16 protein-coding genes are annotated in these 17,589 nt (G+C 60.2%); 13 read left to right on the top strand and 3 right to left on the bottom strand.

Annotated elements, in window-relative coordinates:
* Nucleotides 1-2 precede the first annotated feature (2 nt).
* From MWL89_RS13410 to dxs, 11 genes are all read left to right on the top strand, one after another.
* Nucleotides 3-590: a shikimate kinase gene (locus tag MWL89_RS13410; RefSeq protein WP_102379661.1), complete on the top strand. Its 588-nt coding sequence runs from the start codon at nucleotides 3-5 to the stop codon at nucleotides 588-590.
* Nucleotides 572-1,678, top strand: a complete 1,107-nt coding sequence (gene aroB, locus MWL89_RS13405; RefSeq protein WP_244386654.1) for a 3-dehydroquinate synthase — start codon at nucleotides 572-574, stop codon at nucleotides 1,676-1,678. The genes MWL89_RS13410 and aroB overlap by 19 nt, the downstream gene beginning before the upstream one ends.
* 3 nt (nucleotides 1,679-1,681) lie before the next feature.
* Nucleotides 1,682-2,125 carry a type II 3-dehydroquinate dehydratase gene (gene aroQ / locus MWL89_RS13400; protein WP_244386652.1) on the top strand — a complete coding sequence of 148 codons (444 nt, stop codon included), beginning with the start codon at nucleotides 1,682-1,684 and terminating at the stop codon, nucleotides 2,123-2,125.
* Nucleotides 2,097-3,215, top strand: a complete 1,119-nt coding sequence (locus MWL89_RS13395; protein ID WP_244386650.1) for a M24 family metallopeptidase — start codon at nucleotides 2,097-2,099, stop codon at nucleotides 3,213-3,215. Before aroQ ends, MWL89_RS13395 begins: the two co-directional genes overlap by 29 nt.
* Before the next feature lie 68 nt (nucleotides 3,216-3,283).
* The gene (efp, locus tag MWL89_RS13390; RefSeq protein ID WP_102379856.1) at nucleotides 3,284-3,844 is read left to right on the top strand and encodes an elongation factor P; all 561 of its coding nucleotides are present in this window, start codon (nucleotides 3,284-3,286) and stop codon (nucleotides 3,842-3,844) included.
* A 331-nt stretch (nucleotides 3,845-4,175) separates the two neighbouring features.
* On the top strand, nucleotides 4,176-6,071 hold the full coding sequence (gene accB / locus MWL89_RS13385; RefSeq protein WP_102379855.1) for an acetyl-CoA carboxylase biotin carboxyl carrier protein: 1,896 nt from the start codon (nucleotides 4,176-4,178) through the stop codon (nucleotides 6,069-6,071).
* Nucleotides 6,071-7,429 (top strand): acetyl-CoA carboxylase biotin carboxylase subunit, encoded by a 1,359-nt coding sequence (accC, locus tag MWL89_RS13380; RefSeq protein ID WP_244386648.1) that lies wholly within the window; start codon nucleotides 6,071-6,073, stop codon nucleotides 7,427-7,429. Before accB ends, accC begins: the two co-directional genes overlap by 1 nt.
* Entirely contained in the window at nucleotides 7,422-7,769 is a 348-nt protein-coding gene (locus tag MWL89_RS13375) for an Asp23/Gls24 family envelope stress response protein (protein WP_102379853.1), read from the top strand. The genes accC and MWL89_RS13375 overlap by 8 nt, the downstream gene beginning before the upstream one ends.
* A gap of 23 nt (nucleotides 7,770-7,792) precedes the next feature.
* Complete coding sequence (gene nusB / locus MWL89_RS13370) at nucleotides 7,793-8,227, top strand: transcription antitermination factor NusB (RefSeq protein ID WP_102379852.1); 435 nt, start codon at nucleotides 7,793-7,795, stop codon at nucleotides 8,225-8,227.
* Nucleotides 8,217-8,528: an exodeoxyribonuclease VII small subunit gene (xseB, locus tag MWL89_RS13365; RefSeq protein ID WP_102379851.1), complete on the top strand. Its 312-nt coding sequence runs from the start codon at nucleotides 8,217-8,219 to the stop codon at nucleotides 8,526-8,528. The genes nusB and xseB overlap by 11 nt, the downstream gene beginning before the upstream one ends.
* Nucleotides 8,529-8,540: 12 nt before the next feature.
* Nucleotides 8,541-10,418, top strand: coding sequence for a 1-deoxy-D-xylulose-5-phosphate synthase (gene dxs, locus MWL89_RS13360; protein WP_244386646.1), 1,878 nt, complete (start codon nucleotides 8,541-8,543; stop codon nucleotides 10,416-10,418).
* A gap of 183 nt (nucleotides 10,419-10,601) precedes the next feature.
* On the opposite strand, the gene MWL89_RS13355 is transcribed toward dxs, so the two are convergent.
* Nucleotides 10,602-12,263, bottom strand: coding sequence for an FAD-dependent oxidoreductase (locus tag MWL89_RS13355; protein ID WP_244386640.1), 1,662 nt, complete (start codon nucleotides 12,261-12,263; stop codon nucleotides 10,602-10,604).
* A 222-nt stretch (nucleotides 12,264-12,485) separates the two neighbouring features.
* On the opposite strand from MWL89_RS13355, the gene MWL89_RS13350 reads away from it, so the two are divergent.
* The gene (locus tag MWL89_RS13350; protein ID WP_244386638.1) at nucleotides 12,486-13,922 is read left to right on the top strand and encodes a response regulator transcription factor; all 1,437 of its coding nucleotides are present in this window, start codon (nucleotides 12,486-12,488) and stop codon (nucleotides 13,920-13,922) included.
* Nucleotides 13,923-14,013: 91 nt separating this feature from the next.
* Here the strand turns inward: MWL89_RS13350 and MWL89_RS13345 are convergent, their stop codons facing one another.
* Nucleotides 14,014-15,546 carry a WD40/YVTN/BNR-like repeat-containing protein gene (locus MWL89_RS13345; protein WP_244386635.1) on the bottom strand — a complete coding sequence of 511 codons (1,533 nt, stop codon included), beginning with the start codon at nucleotides 15,544-15,546 and terminating at the stop codon, nucleotides 14,014-14,016.
* A 57-nt stretch (nucleotides 15,547-15,603) separates the two neighbouring features.
* Nucleotides 15,604-16,128 carry a GNAT family N-acetyltransferase gene (locus MWL89_RS13340; protein ID WP_341801924.1) on the bottom strand — a complete coding sequence of 175 codons (525 nt, stop codon included), beginning with the start codon at nucleotides 16,126-16,128 and terminating at the stop codon, nucleotides 15,604-15,606.
* Nucleotides 16,129-16,311: 183 nt separating this feature from the next.
* Between MWL89_RS13340 and MWL89_RS13335 the strand changes: the two genes are divergently transcribed.
* Nucleotides 16,312-17,586 carry an ammonium transporter gene (locus MWL89_RS13335; RefSeq protein ID WP_102379845.1) on the top strand — a complete coding sequence of 425 codons (1,275 nt, stop codon included), beginning with the start codon at nucleotides 16,312-16,314 and terminating at the stop codon, nucleotides 17,584-17,586.
* The last annotated feature ends 3 nt before the right edge of the window (nucleotides 17,587-17,589 follow it).

Raw genomic sequence — 17,589 nt, 5'->3', positions numbered from 1 at the left:
CTATGACGAAAAACACTCCAACGGGTTCGCCGAAGCAGCCCCCGAAGCGGCCTGCATGTACCTTGTCGCGCCCCGTGTTTTTCGTCGGCTTCATGGGTGCCGGAAAAACGTCGGTTTCCCGACGGCTTGCGCGCATGTGCCACATTTCGTCGATCGACCTCGACACCTACATAGAAAGGCGCGAGGATAAAAAGGTCAAGGATATTTTCGCCGAGGCGGGCGAGGACGGTTTCCGCGAGATCGAGACCGCCGTGCTTCGCGAGTTCACGGCCAACGATCCGCTGCTCGTCTCGTGCGGCGGCGGTGTGGTGAAGCGTCCCGAGAACCGCGAGATACTCAAAGGCGGCGGCTTCGTCGTGTACCTCAAAGTGTCGGCGGACGAGGCCCAGAGCCGCATCAGCGATCTGTCGACGCGCCCCTTGTTCAATGATCTGGACCAGGCGAGGAGAACCAGCGCCGAGCGGCTTCCCCTCTACGAGGAGGTGGCCGACGCCGTGATCGATACGGCGGGCAAAAGCGTGGGAAGAATCGCTGCCGAAGTGAGAGACGTGCTCAAAAAGGAAGGAATCCTGTGGCAATCGCAAGAATAGTGGTCAACATCGCCGACGCCGCGAGCTACGACGTGCGCATCGGAGCCGAACTGATTGAGAAACTCGGCGGGTATCTGAGAGACGTGAACCAATCCGATACCGCGCTTGTCATCACCGACGAGAACGTGGGTCCGCTCTACCTCGGCGCCGCAAAGGCGTCGCTTGTCGAAGCAGGCTATCGGGCGCTCGATATCACGGTACCCGCAGGCGAGGGTGCGAAGTCGGTTGCGGTTGCGAGCGAGATATGGGCGGCTATGGCAGACCTCAAGCTCGGGCGCGACGTGCTCGTCGTGGCGCTCGGGGGAGGCGTCGTGGGCGATCTGGCCGGGTTCGTCGCCGCAACCTACATGAGGGGTGTTGCGTTCGCCCAGGTGCCGACTACGCTGCTTTCGATGGTCGATTCTTCGGTCGGCGGCAAGACGGGCGTCAACCTCGATCAGGGCAAGAATCTGGTCGGATGCTTCAAGCAGCCGATCCAGGTGTGTGCGAGCACATCGGCGCTCGCGACGCTTCCCGAACGCGAATGGACGTGCGGATGCGCCGAGATCGCCAAATCGGCGGTCATCGATTCCGACGAGTTCTTCTTCTGGCTCGCTGATTCGGCGGAAGCGCTTGCGAGGCGCGATGAGGGCGTCGTAGCCGAGGCTATCGCCCGTTCGGTCGTGTTCAAGGCGAACGTCGTTGCCGAAGACGAGACGGAGAGCAAGGGCGTGCGCGAGTGTCTCAACTACGGGCACACGCTCGGCCATGCCATCGAGGCCCTCGCCGGGTTCGGCACGTTCTCGCACGGCGAAGCGGTGGCCGAGGGCATGCGCTTCGCCATGCGGCTCGGCGCGGCTTGCGTCGGCACGCCGACCGATGTGGTGCTCGCTCAAGACGAGCTGCTCGACAACTTGGGCCTTCCCGCGCTTTCGTGGTCGGCAGAGCCCGAAAGCGTGCTCGACGCCATGAAGGGCGATAAGAAGGTACGCGGCGGCCGCCTCCGCTTCGTGCTTCCCCGCGAAGTGGGCTTGTGGGAGGTGGTCGAGATCGATGACGAAACGGTGCTCGAACATCTGGGGGCCTGGGCGCGGTCGAAGGAGGTGTAAGGCATGGCGATGAGAAAAGTGCTGCTGCTCAACGGGCCGAACCTCAATATGCTCGGCGTGCGCGAGCCCGCGGTGTACGGGCGCGATACGCTCGAATCGATCGAGGCCGAAGTTGTTGCCTACGGCGCCGGGCGCGGCGTGGAGGTGGACTGCTTCCAATCCAACCACGAGGGTGCGCTCATCGACAAGATCCACGAGGCGCATACCTGCTACGACGGCATCGTCTACAATCCCGGGGCGCATACGCACTACTCGTATGCCCTGCGCGACGCGATCGGCTCGATCGACACTCCGGTCGTCGAGGTGCACCTTTCCGATATCGAAGCGCGCGAGGAGTTCAGGCGCATCTCGGTGATTGCGCCGGTATGCATCGCACAGATCAAAGGCAAGGGCAAGCTCGGATACAAGGAGGCGATCGATGTCCTGCTCGAACACGAGGATCGATAGGCTTCGCGCCTGCACGGCCGATCTTGGGGCCGATGCGTTCTACGTTCGCGACCAATCGAATCTGAGGTGGCTGACCGCGTTTTTCGGCGTGTTCGACGACGAGGACGCCCATGCCATGCTCGTCGCGCCCGAGAGGGCGGTACTGCACACCGATTCGCGCTACGACGAGGCTTTCGGGCGTGCCGCCGAAGGTACCGAGATCGAAATCGACGGTACGCGGCAAACGCATGCGGCGTTCGCCCGCCGCGTGTTTGCGGGCGGCGGAAGCGGAGTGATCGAAAACGATGCGTCGCTTGCGATCGAGACCTCGATTGCCCTTTCCGAATATCGGGCGCTTGGAAAGGCATTTGCCGAAGACCGGGTGCGCCTGATTGAAACGAGCGGCGTGATCGTTGGTTTGCGCGAGGTCAAGGATGCCGATGAAGTGGCTCGCATGAAAGCCGCGCAGGCTATCACCGATGCGGCGTTCGCGCATATCGCGGCGTTCGCGAAGCCGGGCATGACCGAGCGCGAAGTGCAGATCGAACTCGAAGATTTCATGCTGCGTCACGGCGCGGAGGGCCTTGCGTTCTCGTCGATCGTGGCAACAGGCGCCAACGGTGCATCGCCCCATGCGATTCCCGGCGAAACGAGGCTCGAGGCGGGGCAGTGCGTCGTGCTCGACTTCGGCGCGCGGGCGCACGGGTACTGCTCGGATATGACGCGTATGCTGTTTCTCGGCGAACCCGATGAGCGCATTCGGCGCGCCTACGAGACGATCCGTGCGGCAAACGAGCGGGTCGAGGCTTCTTTGCGGCCGGGTGTGACCGGAGCCGAAATGCATCAGCTTGCCGAAGACGTGCTCGCCCAAGGCGGGTTCGGCAAGAAGATGGGCCACGGGCTCGGTCACGGTGTGGGCATCGACATCCACGAGGAGCCGGTTTTAGCACCCCGAAACAACAAGCCGCTCGTTTCGGGCAACGTGGTCACGGTGGAGCCCGGCATCTACCTTGCGGGCGATTTCGGCATGCGTTTGGAGGATTTCGGCGTGATCACGCATGACGGATTCGAGGTTTTCACGCAATCCACCCATGAGATGGTTATAATATAGCGGCTTTAGGTTATGAATGGGATGCAGGGCATATGATCCTCGTGTCCTGATCTGAAAGGATTTGATAGATGGCAATTTCAACCGCCGATTTCAAGAACGGCATCTGCATCGAGTACAACGGAAAGCTCTGCACGATCGTCGAATTCCAGCATGTGAAGCCTGGCAAGGGCGGCGCGTTCGTCCGCACGAAGCTGCGCGACATCAAGACTGGCCGCGTGGTGGAGTACACGTTCAACGCCGGCACGAAATTCGAGCTCGTGCGCCTCGACAACAAGAAGATGCAGTACCTGTACAACGACGGGTCCGATTATTACTTCATGGACAACGATACGTTCGAGCAGATCTCGATTCCCGAGGACGTCATCGGCGAGAACGCCCAGTGGCTCAAGGAGAACGACGAGGCGTCGATCCTCTATGCAGGCGACGAGCTCATCAGCATCGAGCCCCAGATGTTCGTGGAGCTCGAGGTTACGGCAACCGAACCCGGCTTCAAGGGCGATACCGCCACGAACACCACCAAGCCCGCTACGCTTGAAACGGGTGCTACGATCCAGGTTCCCACGTTCGTCGAAATCGGCGATGTGCTGCAGATCGATACGCGCGACGGCCGCTTCATCAAGCGCGTGTAGAAGCGGCACTGAAATCATTGGTTTCGAAACGGGGCGGTCTTCGGATCGCCCCGCTGCTGTTCGACGGAGCCTGCTCTGCGAGCGGCTACGGGTTCTGACGGTTGGCTGCTTGCCCGAGAGCGGCCGCCGCCTGCGCCTTCCACCCCTCGAATATGTTACTTGTCCACGAAATCAGGCCACGCCTCGTGGTTTTGGCCTGCGTTCTTATATAATGCTCTAATGCCTGAATGGCGCGATGCCGTATGGTTCGGGAAAACCACCGCATAATGAGGCTTTATGGGTGCCGTTCGGGTCCGTTCTTTGACTATTACTAAGAGGGAGGTGTGAGTTCATGCCAAGACTTCAGATTATGGATACCACCATCCGTGACGGCCAGCAGAGCCTGTGGGCTACCCGTATGCAGATCGGCGATATGCTTCCGATCCTGCCGAAGATGGACCGCGTCGGATATTGGGCCATCGAGGCGTGGGGCGGCGCGACATTCGATACGTGCCTGCGCTTTTTGGACGAGAACCCGTGGGAGCGTTTGCGTTCGATCAAGGCCAAGACGCCGAATACGCCGCTCTCCATGCTTTCCCGCGGCCAGAACTTGGTAGGATACAAACATTATTCGCGCGAGATATGCAATCGGTTCATCAAGGCCGCCCATCGCAACGGCGTCGAGGTGTTCCGCGTATTCGACGCTTTGAACGACATCCGCAACGTCGTCGACAACGCCGAGGCCATCAAGGAAAGCGGTGCCCATTTCGAGGGTGCGATCTCGTACACGATGTCGCCCGTCCACACGCTCGACAGTTTTCTCGAGTACGGCCAGGCCATGAAGGATCTCGGTGCCGATTCCATCGCCATCAAGGACATGGCGGGCATGCTCACCCCGTATCGTACCGAGCGTATGGTCAAGGCGTTCAACGCCGAAATCGGCTTGCCGGTGCATATCCACTGCCATTATGTCGGCGGTATGGCTCCTGCGAACATCATCAAGGCCGCCGAAGCCGGTGCCGCCATCGCCGATACGGCCCATGCGCCGCTCGCGTTCGGCAACAGCCATCCGGCCGTCGAGATGATCGTGGCCGCCCTGCAGGAAAGCCGCTACGATACCGGGCTCGACCTCGACCTCCTGTTCGAGATCGCCGAGTACTGGGAAGAGGTGCGCAAGCGCGGCCATTACAAGCGCGGCGTTTCCTCACTCATCCACATGCAGGTGTATTCCCATCAGGTTCCGGGCGGCATGATGTCGAACCTGGTCTCGCAGCTTGAGATCCAGAACGCCGGCAACCGCCTGCCCGAGGTTATGAAGGAGATCCCGAAGGTGCGCGCCGAGGTGGGCTATCCGCCGCTCGTGACGCCGCTTTCGCAAATCGTCGGCACGCAAGCCGTGTTCAACGTTCTCACCGGCAAACGCTGGAGCGTCGTATCCAAGGAGATGAAGGATTACATCTGCGGATACTACGGCAAGGCGCCGGGTCCCATGGACAAGGAGATCGTCAAGAAGGTCGTCGGCGATTCCGAAATGCTGCCGCCCGATGTGGCGCCCGGATCCTTGGTGACCACCACCTACGACGAGGTTGCCGAAGAGATCGGCGATCTCGCCAAGACAGAGGAAGACGTGCTCATGTACGCGCTGTTCCCGAACGAGGCGCGCACCTACCTGAGCAAGCACCGTACATCCGAAAAAGTCGATTTCCTGCTGGAGCAGGAGTCGAGCGGTACCAAGGAGGACGATTACGTGGATATCAATCAGATTCGCGAGCTGGTTCGCGTTGCCGAGGAAAGCGGCGTCGGCGAGATCGTCGTCGAAGAAGAGGGCACGCGCATCGCGGTCCGTATGCCCGGTGCCGCTTCGGCCGAGTTCGCTGCTCCTGCGGCAGCGGCACCCGTCGCCGCAGTGGCGCCCGCCGAGACGGATGCCGGTCAGGCGTCTGCCGCGGCCGCCGATGCGACCGATCGGCCCGCATCGTGGAAACCGGTTATCGCTCCCATGGTCGGTACGTTCTACGCTTCCCCCTCGCCGGGCGAGCCTCCGTTCGTCGAAGTCGGCGATGAGGTTGCCGCCAACCAGACGCTCTGCATCGTCGAGGCCATGAAGCTCATGAACGAGATCGGCGCCGAAGAGATGGGCACGGTTCGCGAGGTGTGCCTCGAGGATGCGACTCCCGTCGAGTTCGGAACCGTCATGTTCTACGTCGAGCCGCTGGGAACCCCCGCACCTGCGCCGGAGACTGCCTAATGTTTAGCAAGATATTGATCGCTAACCGCGGCGAAGTGGCGCTGCGGGTTATGCGTGCGTGCAAGGAGCTCGGTGTAAAAACCGTTGCCGTCTATTCCACCGAGGATGCCGATACCTATCCGGTGCAGTATGCCGACGAGGCCGTCTGCATCGGCCCGGCTCCCGCAAACCAGAGCTATCTCGTGATGTCGAGCATCATTGCCGCGGCAAAGAACTCGGGTGCCGAAGCCATTCATCCCGGGTACGGGTTTTTGGCCGAGAACGCCGCGTTCGCCCGCGCATGCGCCGAAAACGGCCTCGTGTTCATCGGACCCGCACCTGAGTGCATCGAGCGCATGGGCGATAAGAGCGAAGCGCGCGAAACCATGAAGATGTGCGGCGTGCCTACGGTGCCCGGCTCTGACGGCTGCATCGATACCGTCGAGGAGGCGCAGGACTTCGCGCGTCGCGTCGGCTACCCCGTGCTTATCAAGGCGACGGCTGGCGGCGGCGGCAAGGGCATGCGCGAGGTGCATCATCCGAACGATCTCGAGGCGCAGTACAAGGCCGCCCGCAACGAAGCGGGCGCGGCGTTCGGAAACGACGGCGTCTATCTTGAAAAGCTCGTACTCCGTCCGCGCCATGTCGAGATCCAGGTGCTCGCTGACGACTTCGGCAACCGCGTCGCATTGTGCGAGCGCGATTGCTCCATCCAGCGCCGCCATCAAAAGCTGCTCGAAGAGGCTCCGAGCCCGGCGCTTACCGACGAGATCCGCCGTTCCATGGGCGTTGCGGCCCTGAAGGCGGTCCGCGCGGTCGACTATCGAAACGCCGGCACCATCGAGTTCCTGCTCGATCAGGACGGACGCTTCTACTTCATGGAGATGAACACGCGCGTGCAGGTCGAGCATCCGGTCACCGAGCAGATCACCGGTACCGACATCATCAAGGAGCAGCTGCGCATCGCTGCGGGCGAACCGATGAGCTGCGCCGATCGTGCGCCGTTCACGCCGATGGGCCACGCGATCGAGTTCCGCATCAACGCGGAAGATCCCGATTACGATTTCCGCCCGTGCCCCGGTACCATCACGGTATTCGATATGCCTTCGGGCCCTGGTGTTCGTGTGGAGAGTTACGTTCGTGCCGGTACGAAGATTTCTCCGTATTATGATTCGTTGGTAGCTAAGCTCGTGGTGTACGGGCAGGATCGCGAAGAGGCGATCGCGCGCGGCAAGCGGGCTCTTGACGAGTTTGTAATCGAGGGAATCAAGACGACCATTCCCTTCCACAAGAAGGTGCTGGAGAACGCAGCGTTCGTGGGGGGCGATTTCTCGACTGATTTCCTGGAAACGCAGATGGGAGATGCTAGCAATGGCTGATCTGAACGTTGACGGCATGGCGCTTGCGCCCGGTGTCGTGGAAACCATAATCTCGATTGCGGCCAAAGAAGTGCAGGGCGTTGCGTCGGTTGGACCTTCCGGTGTGGGCGGCCTTCGTTCCGTGTTCGCATCGAAGCCTTCGACGCAGGGCATCGAAGTGGACGTCGATGACAACGATGCGCTTCACGTGTCGGTGCGTATCGATGTGTATTACGGCCATGTTCTGCCCGAGGTCGCCGACGCGGTCCGCACGGCGATCTCCGATGCCGTTGCAAGCCAGATTGGCATTCCGGTCGGTAGCGTCGATGTGTACATCGACGGCATCCAGTTTGCCGAATAAGCAAAATATAAAGGTAGTGATGCATGTCCGCTAAGAGACACGAGAGGACCCTTGCGCGCCGTGCGGCGTTGCAGGTCCTCTACCAAGGAGAGATCCTCGACGAATCGGCGGCGGCAATCGTCGCCGATGATCGTTATCTGGCCGACGATGGTCCGCTTCCCGCGTACGCCTGCGATTTGCTCCGGGCCGTAGAGGAGCACAAGGACGATATCGACGGGCATCTGAAGGCGACGTCGGAGAACTGGACGCTCGAACGCATGCCGGTTGTCGACCGCTCGATCCTCCGGTTGGCAACCTGTGAGATGATGTACGTAGACGACGTGCCGCTTTCGGTTTCGATCAACGAAGCGGTTGAGCTCGCAAAAGACTTCGGGGGAGAAGACGATTCGCCCCGCTTCGTCAACGGCGTGCTCGGGCGCATTGCGACGTCGTTGGAAGAGGAATGCGATGGCAAGTGAGACGAACATCACGTTTGAAAGCGTGAAGGAGCGCCTCGACGAGATCGTCGATGCCGTTAACGACGAGAGCATTTCGCTCGATGACGCACTCGACCTGTACGAGGAGGCCGTCAAGCTCGGCATGCAAGCCAGCACCCTGCTCGAGGAGGGCATTGCGGCGATGGACGGCGAGGTCGAAGGCGAAAGCGCCGATGGCGTGGCCGACGATGCGGCCCTCGATGCTGTACAGGATACCGCCGATGGGGGTAGTGCCTCGGCGGCTGCGGATGAGCAGGCGGGCGACGCCGTCTCCCAACTTTAGCAGGTGACACCCATGGACGACCGTATTCTCGATATTATCAGCTCGCCAAGCGACCTCAAGCTCCTTACCGATGAGGAGCTCGCCCTTCTGGCGAACGAAATCCGCGAAGAGATCATCACCGTTACATCTGAAACCGGCGGCCATGTGGCCTCGAGCCTCGGTGCCGTCGAGATCATCCTCGCTGCACATTCCCTGCTCGATTGCCCGACCGATAAGCTCATCTTCGACGTGGGCCATCAGGCCTACGCGCATAAGCTCGTGACCGGCCGCCAAGGCATGTTCGATACGCTGCGCTGCTACGGCGGCGTGTCGGGTTTCCCGAAGCCCACCGAGAGCGAGTACGACGTGCATCCTTCGGGTCATGCCTCCGACTCGCTGTCGACGGCGCTTGGCCTCGCCCTTGCACGCGATCTGCGGGGTACCCATGAGCGCATCGTTGCCGTGATCGGCGATGCGGCTCTGTCGGGCGGTATGGCGTTCGAGGCGCTCAACCACATCGGCCAGGCGCAATCGCCCATGGTCATCATCCTGAACGACAACGAGATGTCCATCTCGCGCAACGTCGGCGCCCTCATGAAGCACCTCGGCTACATGCGCGCGTCGAGCCAGTATCGCCAGACGCGCGATTCGGTGCAGGAGAAGCTCGAAAGCAGCGGTTGGCTCGGCAACGCCATGGCGAACTTCGGTCGCAACATGAAGGAGTCGATGAAGCAGTTCGTGATTCCTCGCTCCATGATCTTCGAGCAGCTCGGTATTCTGTGCACGGCCCCCATCGACGGACACGACATCCCGCTTCTCAGGGAAACGCTCGCCAACGTGATCGATACCGATGTGCCGGTGCTGGTGCACGTGGTAACCAAGAAGGGCATCGGGTACGGCCCGGCAGAGCGCTCTCCCGAAGTGTTCCACGGCGTATCGCCGTTCGACATCGCAACCGGCGAGGTTAAGAAGAAGCCGAGCAAAGCTCCTTCGTACACGTCGGTTTTCTCGAAAGCCCTCGTTGCGGAAGCTGCAAACGATGACGATATCGTGGCCATCACGGCGGCGATGAAGGATGGGACGGGGCTGGCCGAATTCGCCGAGCTCTACCCCGACCGATTCGTCGATGCGGGCATTGCCGAGGAACATGCCGTCGGCCTCGCCTCCGGCTTGGCTGTCGGCGGGAAGAAGCCCGTGGTGGCCATCTATTCGACGTTTTTGCAACGCGCGTTCGATCAGATGATCATCAACAACGCCCTGCCCGAGCTGAACGTCGTATTCGCGATCGATCGTGCGGGTATCGTCGGAGAAGACGGCCCCACCCATCACGGCATGTTCGATATCGCGTACACGCGCATGATTCCCCACATGAAGGTGCTCGCGCCCTCAAACGAGGCCGAGCTGACCCGATCGCTGCGCACGGCGCTTGCGATGGGCGGACCGTTTGCGATCAGGTATCCTCGCGGCGAGGCCGAGGGCGTCGAGATTCCCTCGGAACCCGAGCCGTTCGAGCTGGGCAAGAGCAGGCTTGTGCGCGAGGGATCCGATGCGGCCATCCTCGCATTCGGGCGCATGGTGGGCAGAGCCGAAGAGGCGGCGCGAATCCTCGCCGCCGAGGGCATCGAGGCGCGTGTCGTCGATATGCGCTGGGTGAAGCCCCTCGACGCGGATGCCATCCGCAAGGCGGCGAAACTGCCGCTTGTCGTCACGGTTGAGGGCGGTGTGATCTCCGGGGGAGCAGGCGAGGGCGTTCTGGGCGAACTTGCACGGATGCGCGCGAACGTTCCCGCAGTAACGCTTGGAATCGACGATGCGTTCGTCAGCCAGGGGAAAACCGATCTTCTGCTGCGCGATCTGGGCCTCGATGGCGAAGGCATCGCGAAGTCGGTGAAGAAGGCGCTCGGGCGCTAGGAGTCCGAATGCCGAAACCCCGCCGTAGGCGGGTATCGAAGCCCGACTCATTGCTGGGGCGAAAGACTGGTCCATCGAGGATCTCCATGCTCTTATCTTGGGGGTCCTCCTGGTTTCGAAGCACCGAAGATGCGGCTTCCGATAAAAAGACGGCCGCACGAGCGGCCGTCCCGATGCCTCGATCTATTCGTTCACGATATTCTCGGCGGCAACGTAGCCCCATGTCATTGCCGATCCGTGGCTATTGCCGTTGATGAATACCGGGTAGTCGACCGCATAGCGCCCGCCTGAGACGTTGCCGACGGCGTACAAGCCTGCGATGGGATCATCGTTTTGGTCGAGCACCTGCAGTTCGCCGTTGATCTCCAAACCGCCCGGCATGGCCAAGAGCGAGGGGCCGAACTTGAGAGCGTAGAAAGGGGGCTCCTTGATCTCGGTAAGCAGCTCGGCGCGCTTATGGAACCGCGTATCCTCCTTTTGGGCGAAGAGCTCGTTGTACTCCTCGACTTCGGCGAGAAACGCTGCCTCGTCGACGCCCATGGCCCGCGCAAGCTCTTCAAGCGTATCCGCTTTGACGGCGTTGCCGCTTTCGAGTGCGCCTTCGATGACCTTGGTGGCCGATTCGGGGTTCCACTCTTCGGTGGTGCGGGACATGTCGTCCCAGAACTGACCGCCGCCGAGGGGGATGGATGCGGCAACGTCGGTGGGCCAATTTGCGTCGAAGACGCTCCACGCATATTCGCCGCCGGGCTGTTCGAGGATGCGGATCGATTTCGCTTGGATCCAAGTATCCTCGTTCATGAAACGTTTTCCCTCGGCGTTGACGTACATGAATCCGAAGCAAAGGCCGCAGAAGCGGATGAGGTGGATCATGGTGGGAACGGGGTATTCCTGCATGCGTCCGCCGGCCCACATACCCATCTTATGGCCGTCACCTGTGTTCGCCCCCGCAGGCGTGTAAGCGTTGACGACGGGTTTGAGGCCAAGATGGTCTCCGTACGCTTCGATCATCTCGACATCGCCCGAGATATCTCCCGTGGCTAAGACGACCGCCTTCTTCGCGACAAACTTCTTGTAGCCGTCTGCGGCTTTGGCGATGACGCCCGTAACGGATTCGCCTTCCTTGACAAGCTGCTCGGCTGGCGTGTCGAAGTAGAACGCAGCGCCGTTCTCTTCGGCCTTCTTCCACATGAAATAGACCGGTGCGCTGATCTTGTTTTCGTTATCGGCAAAATCGCCCCTGATGACATGGGTGCCGATATGCTCGTAGTACTGCGGTCCCGCGTAATGCGTGTAGATCGGGATGATGTTGAGGTCGTCGCCCGACAGGTCGTCGAGCCAATCCATTACTTCGCTCGAGCGGTCGATGAACAGCCATGCGAGTTCCTCTTTGGTCCTATCGCCTGAAAAACGAAGCCAATCTGCGACGATCTGGTCTTTAGGGTCGTTCGTCATGCCCGCTTTCGTCATGGCCTTCGATTGGTAGGCGGCGTAGTGGCCGCCGCGACTGCTCGGGAATGCCATCTTCTCGACGACCGCGACCGTTGCACCGAGCTCGCTTGCCCGGCACGCTGCGGTTACTCCCGAGATGCCTGCCCCGACGATGACGATATCGGCTTCGACGGTTTCGGCTATATCGTTTTTGGCGACCGCTGCGGGCGGCGTATCCCAGGACCAGCCGCCATTTTCGGCGGATCCTGCCGCTTCGTTCGAGCTTGACGGCTGGGGTTCGGCATTGCCTTTCTCGTTGGCGGGCGCGCATCCCGCTACAGCGCCGATAGCGGCTAGGGCCCCCGTCGCTGCAGCACCGGTGAGAAAGCCCCGTCGAGTCAGTTCATGAGACATATGATCTCCTCCTTGATTCTCTCTTTCGAACGCATCCCTCGTGCGTCCTCGATGCCACCCTACGAAAACGATCTTGGTTCGGCTACGTACGGATTGGCCTATTCGGCCCGAAAACGCCAATATGGTACGAATGGTGCCATATGCTTTCGGCCCGCACGGAACCCGTTTTTGCTATGCTTGTGCATCGGAAGGGAACTCGTTGTGCCGAATGGAGTGCATGCGATGGGAAAGCAATCAAGAGAAGCATCTGAATCCGGCGGACGCATATCGTTTCGGTTGTTCGGGTTCAGCTTTTGGCAGGCATGGTGGGTTCTCGCCATGTGCTCCGACATCATTCTTCCCGGAAGATCGATGTCGGCTACGCTCTTCAATCCGTTTTTCTGCATTACGATTCTAACGACGGCGAGCTATCTGCTCGTTGTCGTGCTCAGCCGCCGTTTCGGCCCGTTCAGCAGTCGAAAAGTCTTCTATGTGCTTGCAGGCGGGCTTGCTACGGTCGGCTCGCTGGGACTGAGCTCGTTTACGCTCGTTTCCTATCCCGGCGACTTCTTCCCCCTCTTTATCGCATGTGCGGCAGTGTTTTCGGCTGGCAATGCGCTGCTGCTCATCATGTGGGGCGAGCTTTGGTCGACGTTGGCAACGGGTCGGGTCGGTCGTTACCTCTATGCTTCGTATGCGTTCGCCTTCGTTCTCTACTTTGCCGTTATCGCCTTACCCCACGCCGTTGCAAGTTTTACGACTTGTCTGTTCCCCATCGTATCCACGGTTATCCTGAGGTTGTCGCAGCGGGAACCGAAAAGAAGCCCTTCCCAAGTTGATTTCGAGGTGGAGTCGTTTTCTCCCCTCAAGATCGCGGTGGCGGTCGTGTCTCTCGGGGCGGTACACGGTTTCGTGCAGCGTTACCTCAACGTATCGGGGACGGTTCCCGATACGACTATTCAGAGCTCGCTGGTCATTGCGGGCGCGGCGATTCTGCTTTTGGTTGTCTACATGGTTGTTGTACAGCCTGCAGCAGAGCCCTTCGCCCTTTACAAGCCCATTCTCCCCTCGTTCGCCATAGGTTTGATCTTGCTGGCGATCTTGCCGTCCGAGTATGCATTTGTGGGGAACGGTTTGATGCTGCTGGCGATATACAGTGTCGACATGCTCGTCATGCTCGTGTCGACCGATATCGCGTTCAGAACGCGAAAGCCGGTGGCTCTCTGCTTCGGTCTCGCCTTGTTCGGCATGAGGCTCGGCACGACGATCGCATCCGCTTCGGTGTATGCGCTGACTATCTCGTCGACGCTCACTGCCGATACGAGTTTCATCGCTTATTCGGTGTGCGCGATGATCGTCGTAGCGGTAGGAAGCCTTGTGTTCACCCAGGTCGATCTCATGAAGCTGTACCGCCCTCAGCCTATGGAGCATACGGGGGAGGGTGTAGCTGCAAACTGCAAGCGAATTTCCGAGGCCTGCGGACTGACGCCCCGAGAGAGCGAGGTGCTGGGGCTTTTGGCGGCGGGAAGAAGCGGGCCGTATATTAGCGGGGAACTATGCATCGCTGAGAGCACAGTGAAGCACCATATCAGCAGCATCTATCGAAAGATCGGCGTGTACGATCGGCAGAGCTTGATGGACGTCGTCTTGCAGGGTATCGCCGGAAAAGGTGCGCTGTAGGGCGATGGGATGGCTCAGGCGGTTGCCGTAGCGGATGGAGCATGGAAGCGCGCCTCTTCGGGCGTTCGGCGCCGGAGCTTGATCGGATCGGCTATCCGACGTTGTGGATCGTCTCTTCGGTTATCTCGAGGATCTGCCAAGGTCCGACCAGGTCGGTCGCTGTGAACGTTGCTTTCATTGTTCCGGTATCGCCTTGGCCCATGACGAGGAAGAACGATCCGTCACGATATGAAATGCCGTCCACGTTCGAGAGGTACTGGATCTCGGGAGGCAGGCTTTCATAAGGAAGTTCGATGCTGTTCCACGTATCGCCGGTATCGGCGGTGGCGTACAACAAGGGGTAAGACCCGTCGAGCCCCGAGCTCAAGGCGACGACTCCCTGCCGCTCGTCGACCATGGCCATATCTTCGAGCGTACTGCTTGTCATGGTGAGAGGAAGCCCCTTCGCGCTCCACGTTTGTCCGCCGTCGAAAGTGAAGTAGCACATCTTGTGCTCGCCAGCGCCCATCGACCAATCGGTTCCCAGAGCCGCATAGCCGAATTGCGGCGAAACGAACCCTATCGCGCGTTTGGTGACTGCCCGCCCGTATTCCGCCGCCGTGGCGAGGGGAACCGTGCTCCAGGTTTCCCCCTCGTCGAACGTAAGCTTCAGGGTGGGTGCGCCGCCGTAAAAGTACGCGATGGGCAGGCTGTCGTCGGGTGAGATGAACACGCTTGCCGGGGGCAGATAGAGGCCGCTGCGATAGAAATCGAGGGTTTCGGCCAGCTCGGTTTCCGTGAGGTCCGATTCGATCCAGCGCTGTCCGTGGGTTTTTGTGAACTTGAGCGTTCCGCCCGAGATGGCGTAGTCGCACTGCATGATGGCCACGGGATCGCCCTCGGCTGTTTCGGCTTCAAGGGGGTCGAAGACATAGAGGTACTGCTGACCTTCGACGGTACTCCATCCGTTATAGAGGCGAAACACGACGTTGGTGTTCCCGTCGCTCGTTCCGCCTTCGCCCGCGTTGTACCGAGCGGTATCGAGGATCGGAAACGAATCTTTGCCCCTTCCGTCGAAGATGGGCGTGTTTTCGTCGATGAGAGTATGGGGTCGGTACTGCAGAACAAAACGCTCCAAACCGCTTGCGCTTATCTGATCGGCAAGCGGAATCCTATTCAGCTGTTCGCTGAGATAGTCCAGGGTGCTGTTGGGGTTCGGGGTATTGACGAGGCTCGAGCCGTTTTGCGCGGGAGGATCGTAGGTCAGAGATCTGTCGGCGTACGAGTAGACCGCTACGCCCGAATAGTCTCCGTTTTCGAAGGTGTCGAGCGAAAGGGCGAAGGTTTTAACGGCGCCGTGCTCGTCGAGTTCCGCTTCGAAAAATGCGACCGTGTATTCTTCCGTCATGCCCCTTGATCGCTCGATCAGGTCTTTGAATCCATCCAGCCCCTGCTCGTCGAGACGATAGTATCCGATCAGACACAGATTCTCTCCAGGTACGATGGTCGCAGGGCTGTAGACCGCGAAGCGCAGCGCAAGGAAGGCGGCAACGAACAGAACCGCAAGAGCACCGAGCACGAAGGTGACGATTCTGCCCGTGTGCGGGGCGGTGGTCTGGGAAGAATGTGAGGGTGATCGTTTCAAGGGGCCTCGGTATACGGTCGTGTGCGGGCGGAACGAATGCGATTCCGGCTGCGGTTGCTAGGCTTTTTCGGTACCGACGCCCTTCTCCATGATGTAATCGTCCATGATGAACCCCTCGCCGATATCGGTTTCGGCAGCCTCGATCGTCTCGAACCCCTTGGCCTCGTAGGCGCGGATCGCAATGTCGTTGTGCTTGTTCACTGTGAGGTACATGGCATCGAGGTTGCGCATGTTGCAAAGCCTCTCGTAGAAGCGGATGACGCGCGATGCGTAGCCTTTGCCCCGCTCGTTTGCGTACAGATAGATTTTCGAGATGAAGAATCGGTTGGTTTCCCGCTCCACTTTGCCGCCCGTGTAGCCGACGAAGCGGTCTTCGCCCGACTCGTCGTCGACGAGGAACCAATACTCGTATTCGCCGTTGCGAATGTCGCGGATAAGCGCCATGAAGCTCTGGAACTGCTCGACCATGTAGTCGGTCTGGTCCTCGCCGATGAGCGCCGGCCAGTATTCGTGCCAGATCTCGTCGGCCATGGCCGCAAGCTGCTTGATCTGATCTTCTGTTCCGACGGGTTCGAATCTCATGGGCATCTCCCTTTGGTGCGCGTTCCGTTTTGTCGTGTTTCCGTATTGTAACGCCCGGGCTTCGCGTTTGTTAAAAGACTTTCTCGAAACCGTTAACAGTTTCACATGCGCCGCCTGCCGTGCTTTTGGCGTGGGACTATCGGATTGTCAACCATGTGCATCGAATACGAAGGAGGTAGGTTTATGTACGATTCAGGATCGACGGGCTTTATGATCGTGTGCGCGATGCTCGTCTTGTTGATGACGCCGGGCTTGGCATTCTTCTACGGCGGGTTGAGCCGTCGTAAGAATGTGGTGAACACGATGATCATGGTGTTTGCGGTTATGGGCATTGTGGGAATCACGTGGACGCTGTGCGGGTGGTCGTTCGCGTACGGTGGGGACGGCTCGATTCCGTTCTTCGGAGGCTTCGACCAGATCGGTTTGCAAGGGCTCGTGTCCAACATGACGAGCGGGGCTTCCGAAGCGCTGAGCCACGATGCGTACCCTGCGATTGCGGATGTGGTATTTCAGCTGGCTTTCTGTATGATCACGACCGCCATCATCACCGGTGCGGTTGCCGGGCGCATGAAGTTCGGTGCGGTGTGCGCGTTCGTTGCTGTCTGGACGATCGTCGTCTACCCGCCTTTAGCCCATATGGTATGGGGCGGCGACGGCAGTCTGATCGGCGATGCGATCGGTGCATTGGACTTCGCAGGCGGCGATGTCGTGCATATCAGCTCGGGTTTGACGGGCCTTGTCCTGTGTCTGCTCTTGGGCAGCCGCAAGGGCTTTGGCATGATGAGCTACCGTCCGCACAACGTTCCGTTTGTGGCATTGGGGGCAACGCTTCTTTGGTTCGGCTGGTTCGGATTCAACGCCGGGTCCGAATTCGCTGCCGATGGCGTTGCCGCTTTGGCCTTGGTCAACACCGTGGTTGCGTCGGGTGCTGCGCTGGTGTCCTGGATGATCGTCGAGCGCCTTAAGGTGGGCAAGCCCACGCTCGTCGGTGCCGCCACCGGCCTGATTGCCGGTTTGGTGGTCATAACCCCGGCTGCCGGTTTCGTGGAGCCGTGGGCCGCTATCGTCATGGGCCTCGTCGTTTCACCTGTCTGCTACTTCGCTATCTCGTTCTGCAAGAAGAAGATCGGTTACGACGATGCGCTCGATGCGTTCGGTTGCCATTGCGTCGGCGGCATCGTGGGCGGCGTCTTGACCGGTCTGTTCTGCGTACCGGAGCTGTCTTGGACCGATTACGGCGGGTTGCTCTATACGGGAGACCCCTCGCTGCTCGGCTCGCAGGTGCTCGGCATCCTTGTAACCATCGCGTTCGTGGGGGTTGCCGATCTCGTTCTCGGGTTCGTCATCAAGGCGCTGTTCAGGGGAAGCCTGCGCGTGAGCGAGGAAAAAGAAGCCGCTGGCCTCGATGTCGCAGAGCATGGCGAAAGCGCATATCCGGCATACATCGGCCTCGATTAACGA

This window comes from Raoultibacter timonensis (genome assembly GCF_022845715.1).
Lineage (GTDB): Bacteria > Actinomycetota > Coriobacteriia > Coriobacteriales > Eggerthellaceae > Raoultibacter > Raoultibacter timonensis.
The sequence above is the reverse complement of the archived record's forward strand: the minus strand, read 5'-3'. Positions and strand labels throughout refer to the sequence as shown.

Coding starts and splice junctions, on each gene's coding strand:
- MWL89_RS13410 (WP_102379661.1), top strand. CDS start 3: ATGACGAAAAACACTCCAACGGGTTCGCCGAAGCAGCCCCCGAAGCGG.
- aroQ (WP_244386652.1), top strand. CDS start 1,682: ATGGCGATGAGAAAAGTGCTGCTGCTCAACGGGCCGAACCTCAATATG.
- MWL89_RS13395 (WP_244386650.1), top strand. CDS start 2,097: ATGTCCTGCTCGAACACGAGGATCGATAGGCTTCGCGCCTGCACGGCC.
- efp (WP_102379856.1), top strand. CDS start 3,284: ATGGCAATTTCAACCGCCGATTTCAAGAACGGCATCTGCATCGAGTAC.
- accB (WP_102379855.1), top strand. CDS start 4,176: ATGCCAAGACTTCAGATTATGGATACCACCATCCGTGACGGCCAGCAG.
- accC (WP_244386648.1), top strand. CDS start 6,071: ATGTTTAGCAAGATATTGATCGCTAACCGCGGCGAAGTGGCGCTGCGG.
- MWL89_RS13375 (WP_102379853.1), top strand. CDS start 7,422: ATGGCTGATCTGAACGTTGACGGCATGGCGCTTGCGCCCGGTGTCGTG.
- nusB (WP_102379852.1), top strand. CDS start 7,793: ATGTCCGCTAAGAGACACGAGAGGACCCTTGCGCGCCGTGCGGCGTTG.
- xseB (WP_102379851.1), top strand. CDS start 8,217: ATGGCAAGTGAGACGAACATCACGTTTGAAAGCGTGAAGGAGCGCCTC.
- dxs (WP_244386646.1), top strand. CDS start 8,541: ATGGACGACCGTATTCTCGATATTATCAGCTCGCCAAGCGACCTCAAG.
- MWL89_RS13355 (WP_244386640.1), bottom strand. CDS start 12,263: ATGTCTCATGAACTGACTCGACGGGGCTTTCTCACCGGTGCTGCAGCG.
- MWL89_RS13350 (WP_244386638.1), top strand. CDS start 12,486: ATGGGAAAGCAATCAAGAGAAGCATCTGAATCCGGCGGACGCATATCG.
- MWL89_RS13340 (WP_341801924.1), bottom strand. CDS start 16,128: ATGAGATTCGAACCCGTCGGAACAGAAGATCAGATCAAGCAGCTTGCG.
- MWL89_RS13335 (WP_102379845.1), top strand. CDS start 16,312: ATGTACGATTCAGGATCGACGGGCTTTATGATCGTGTGCGCGATGCTC.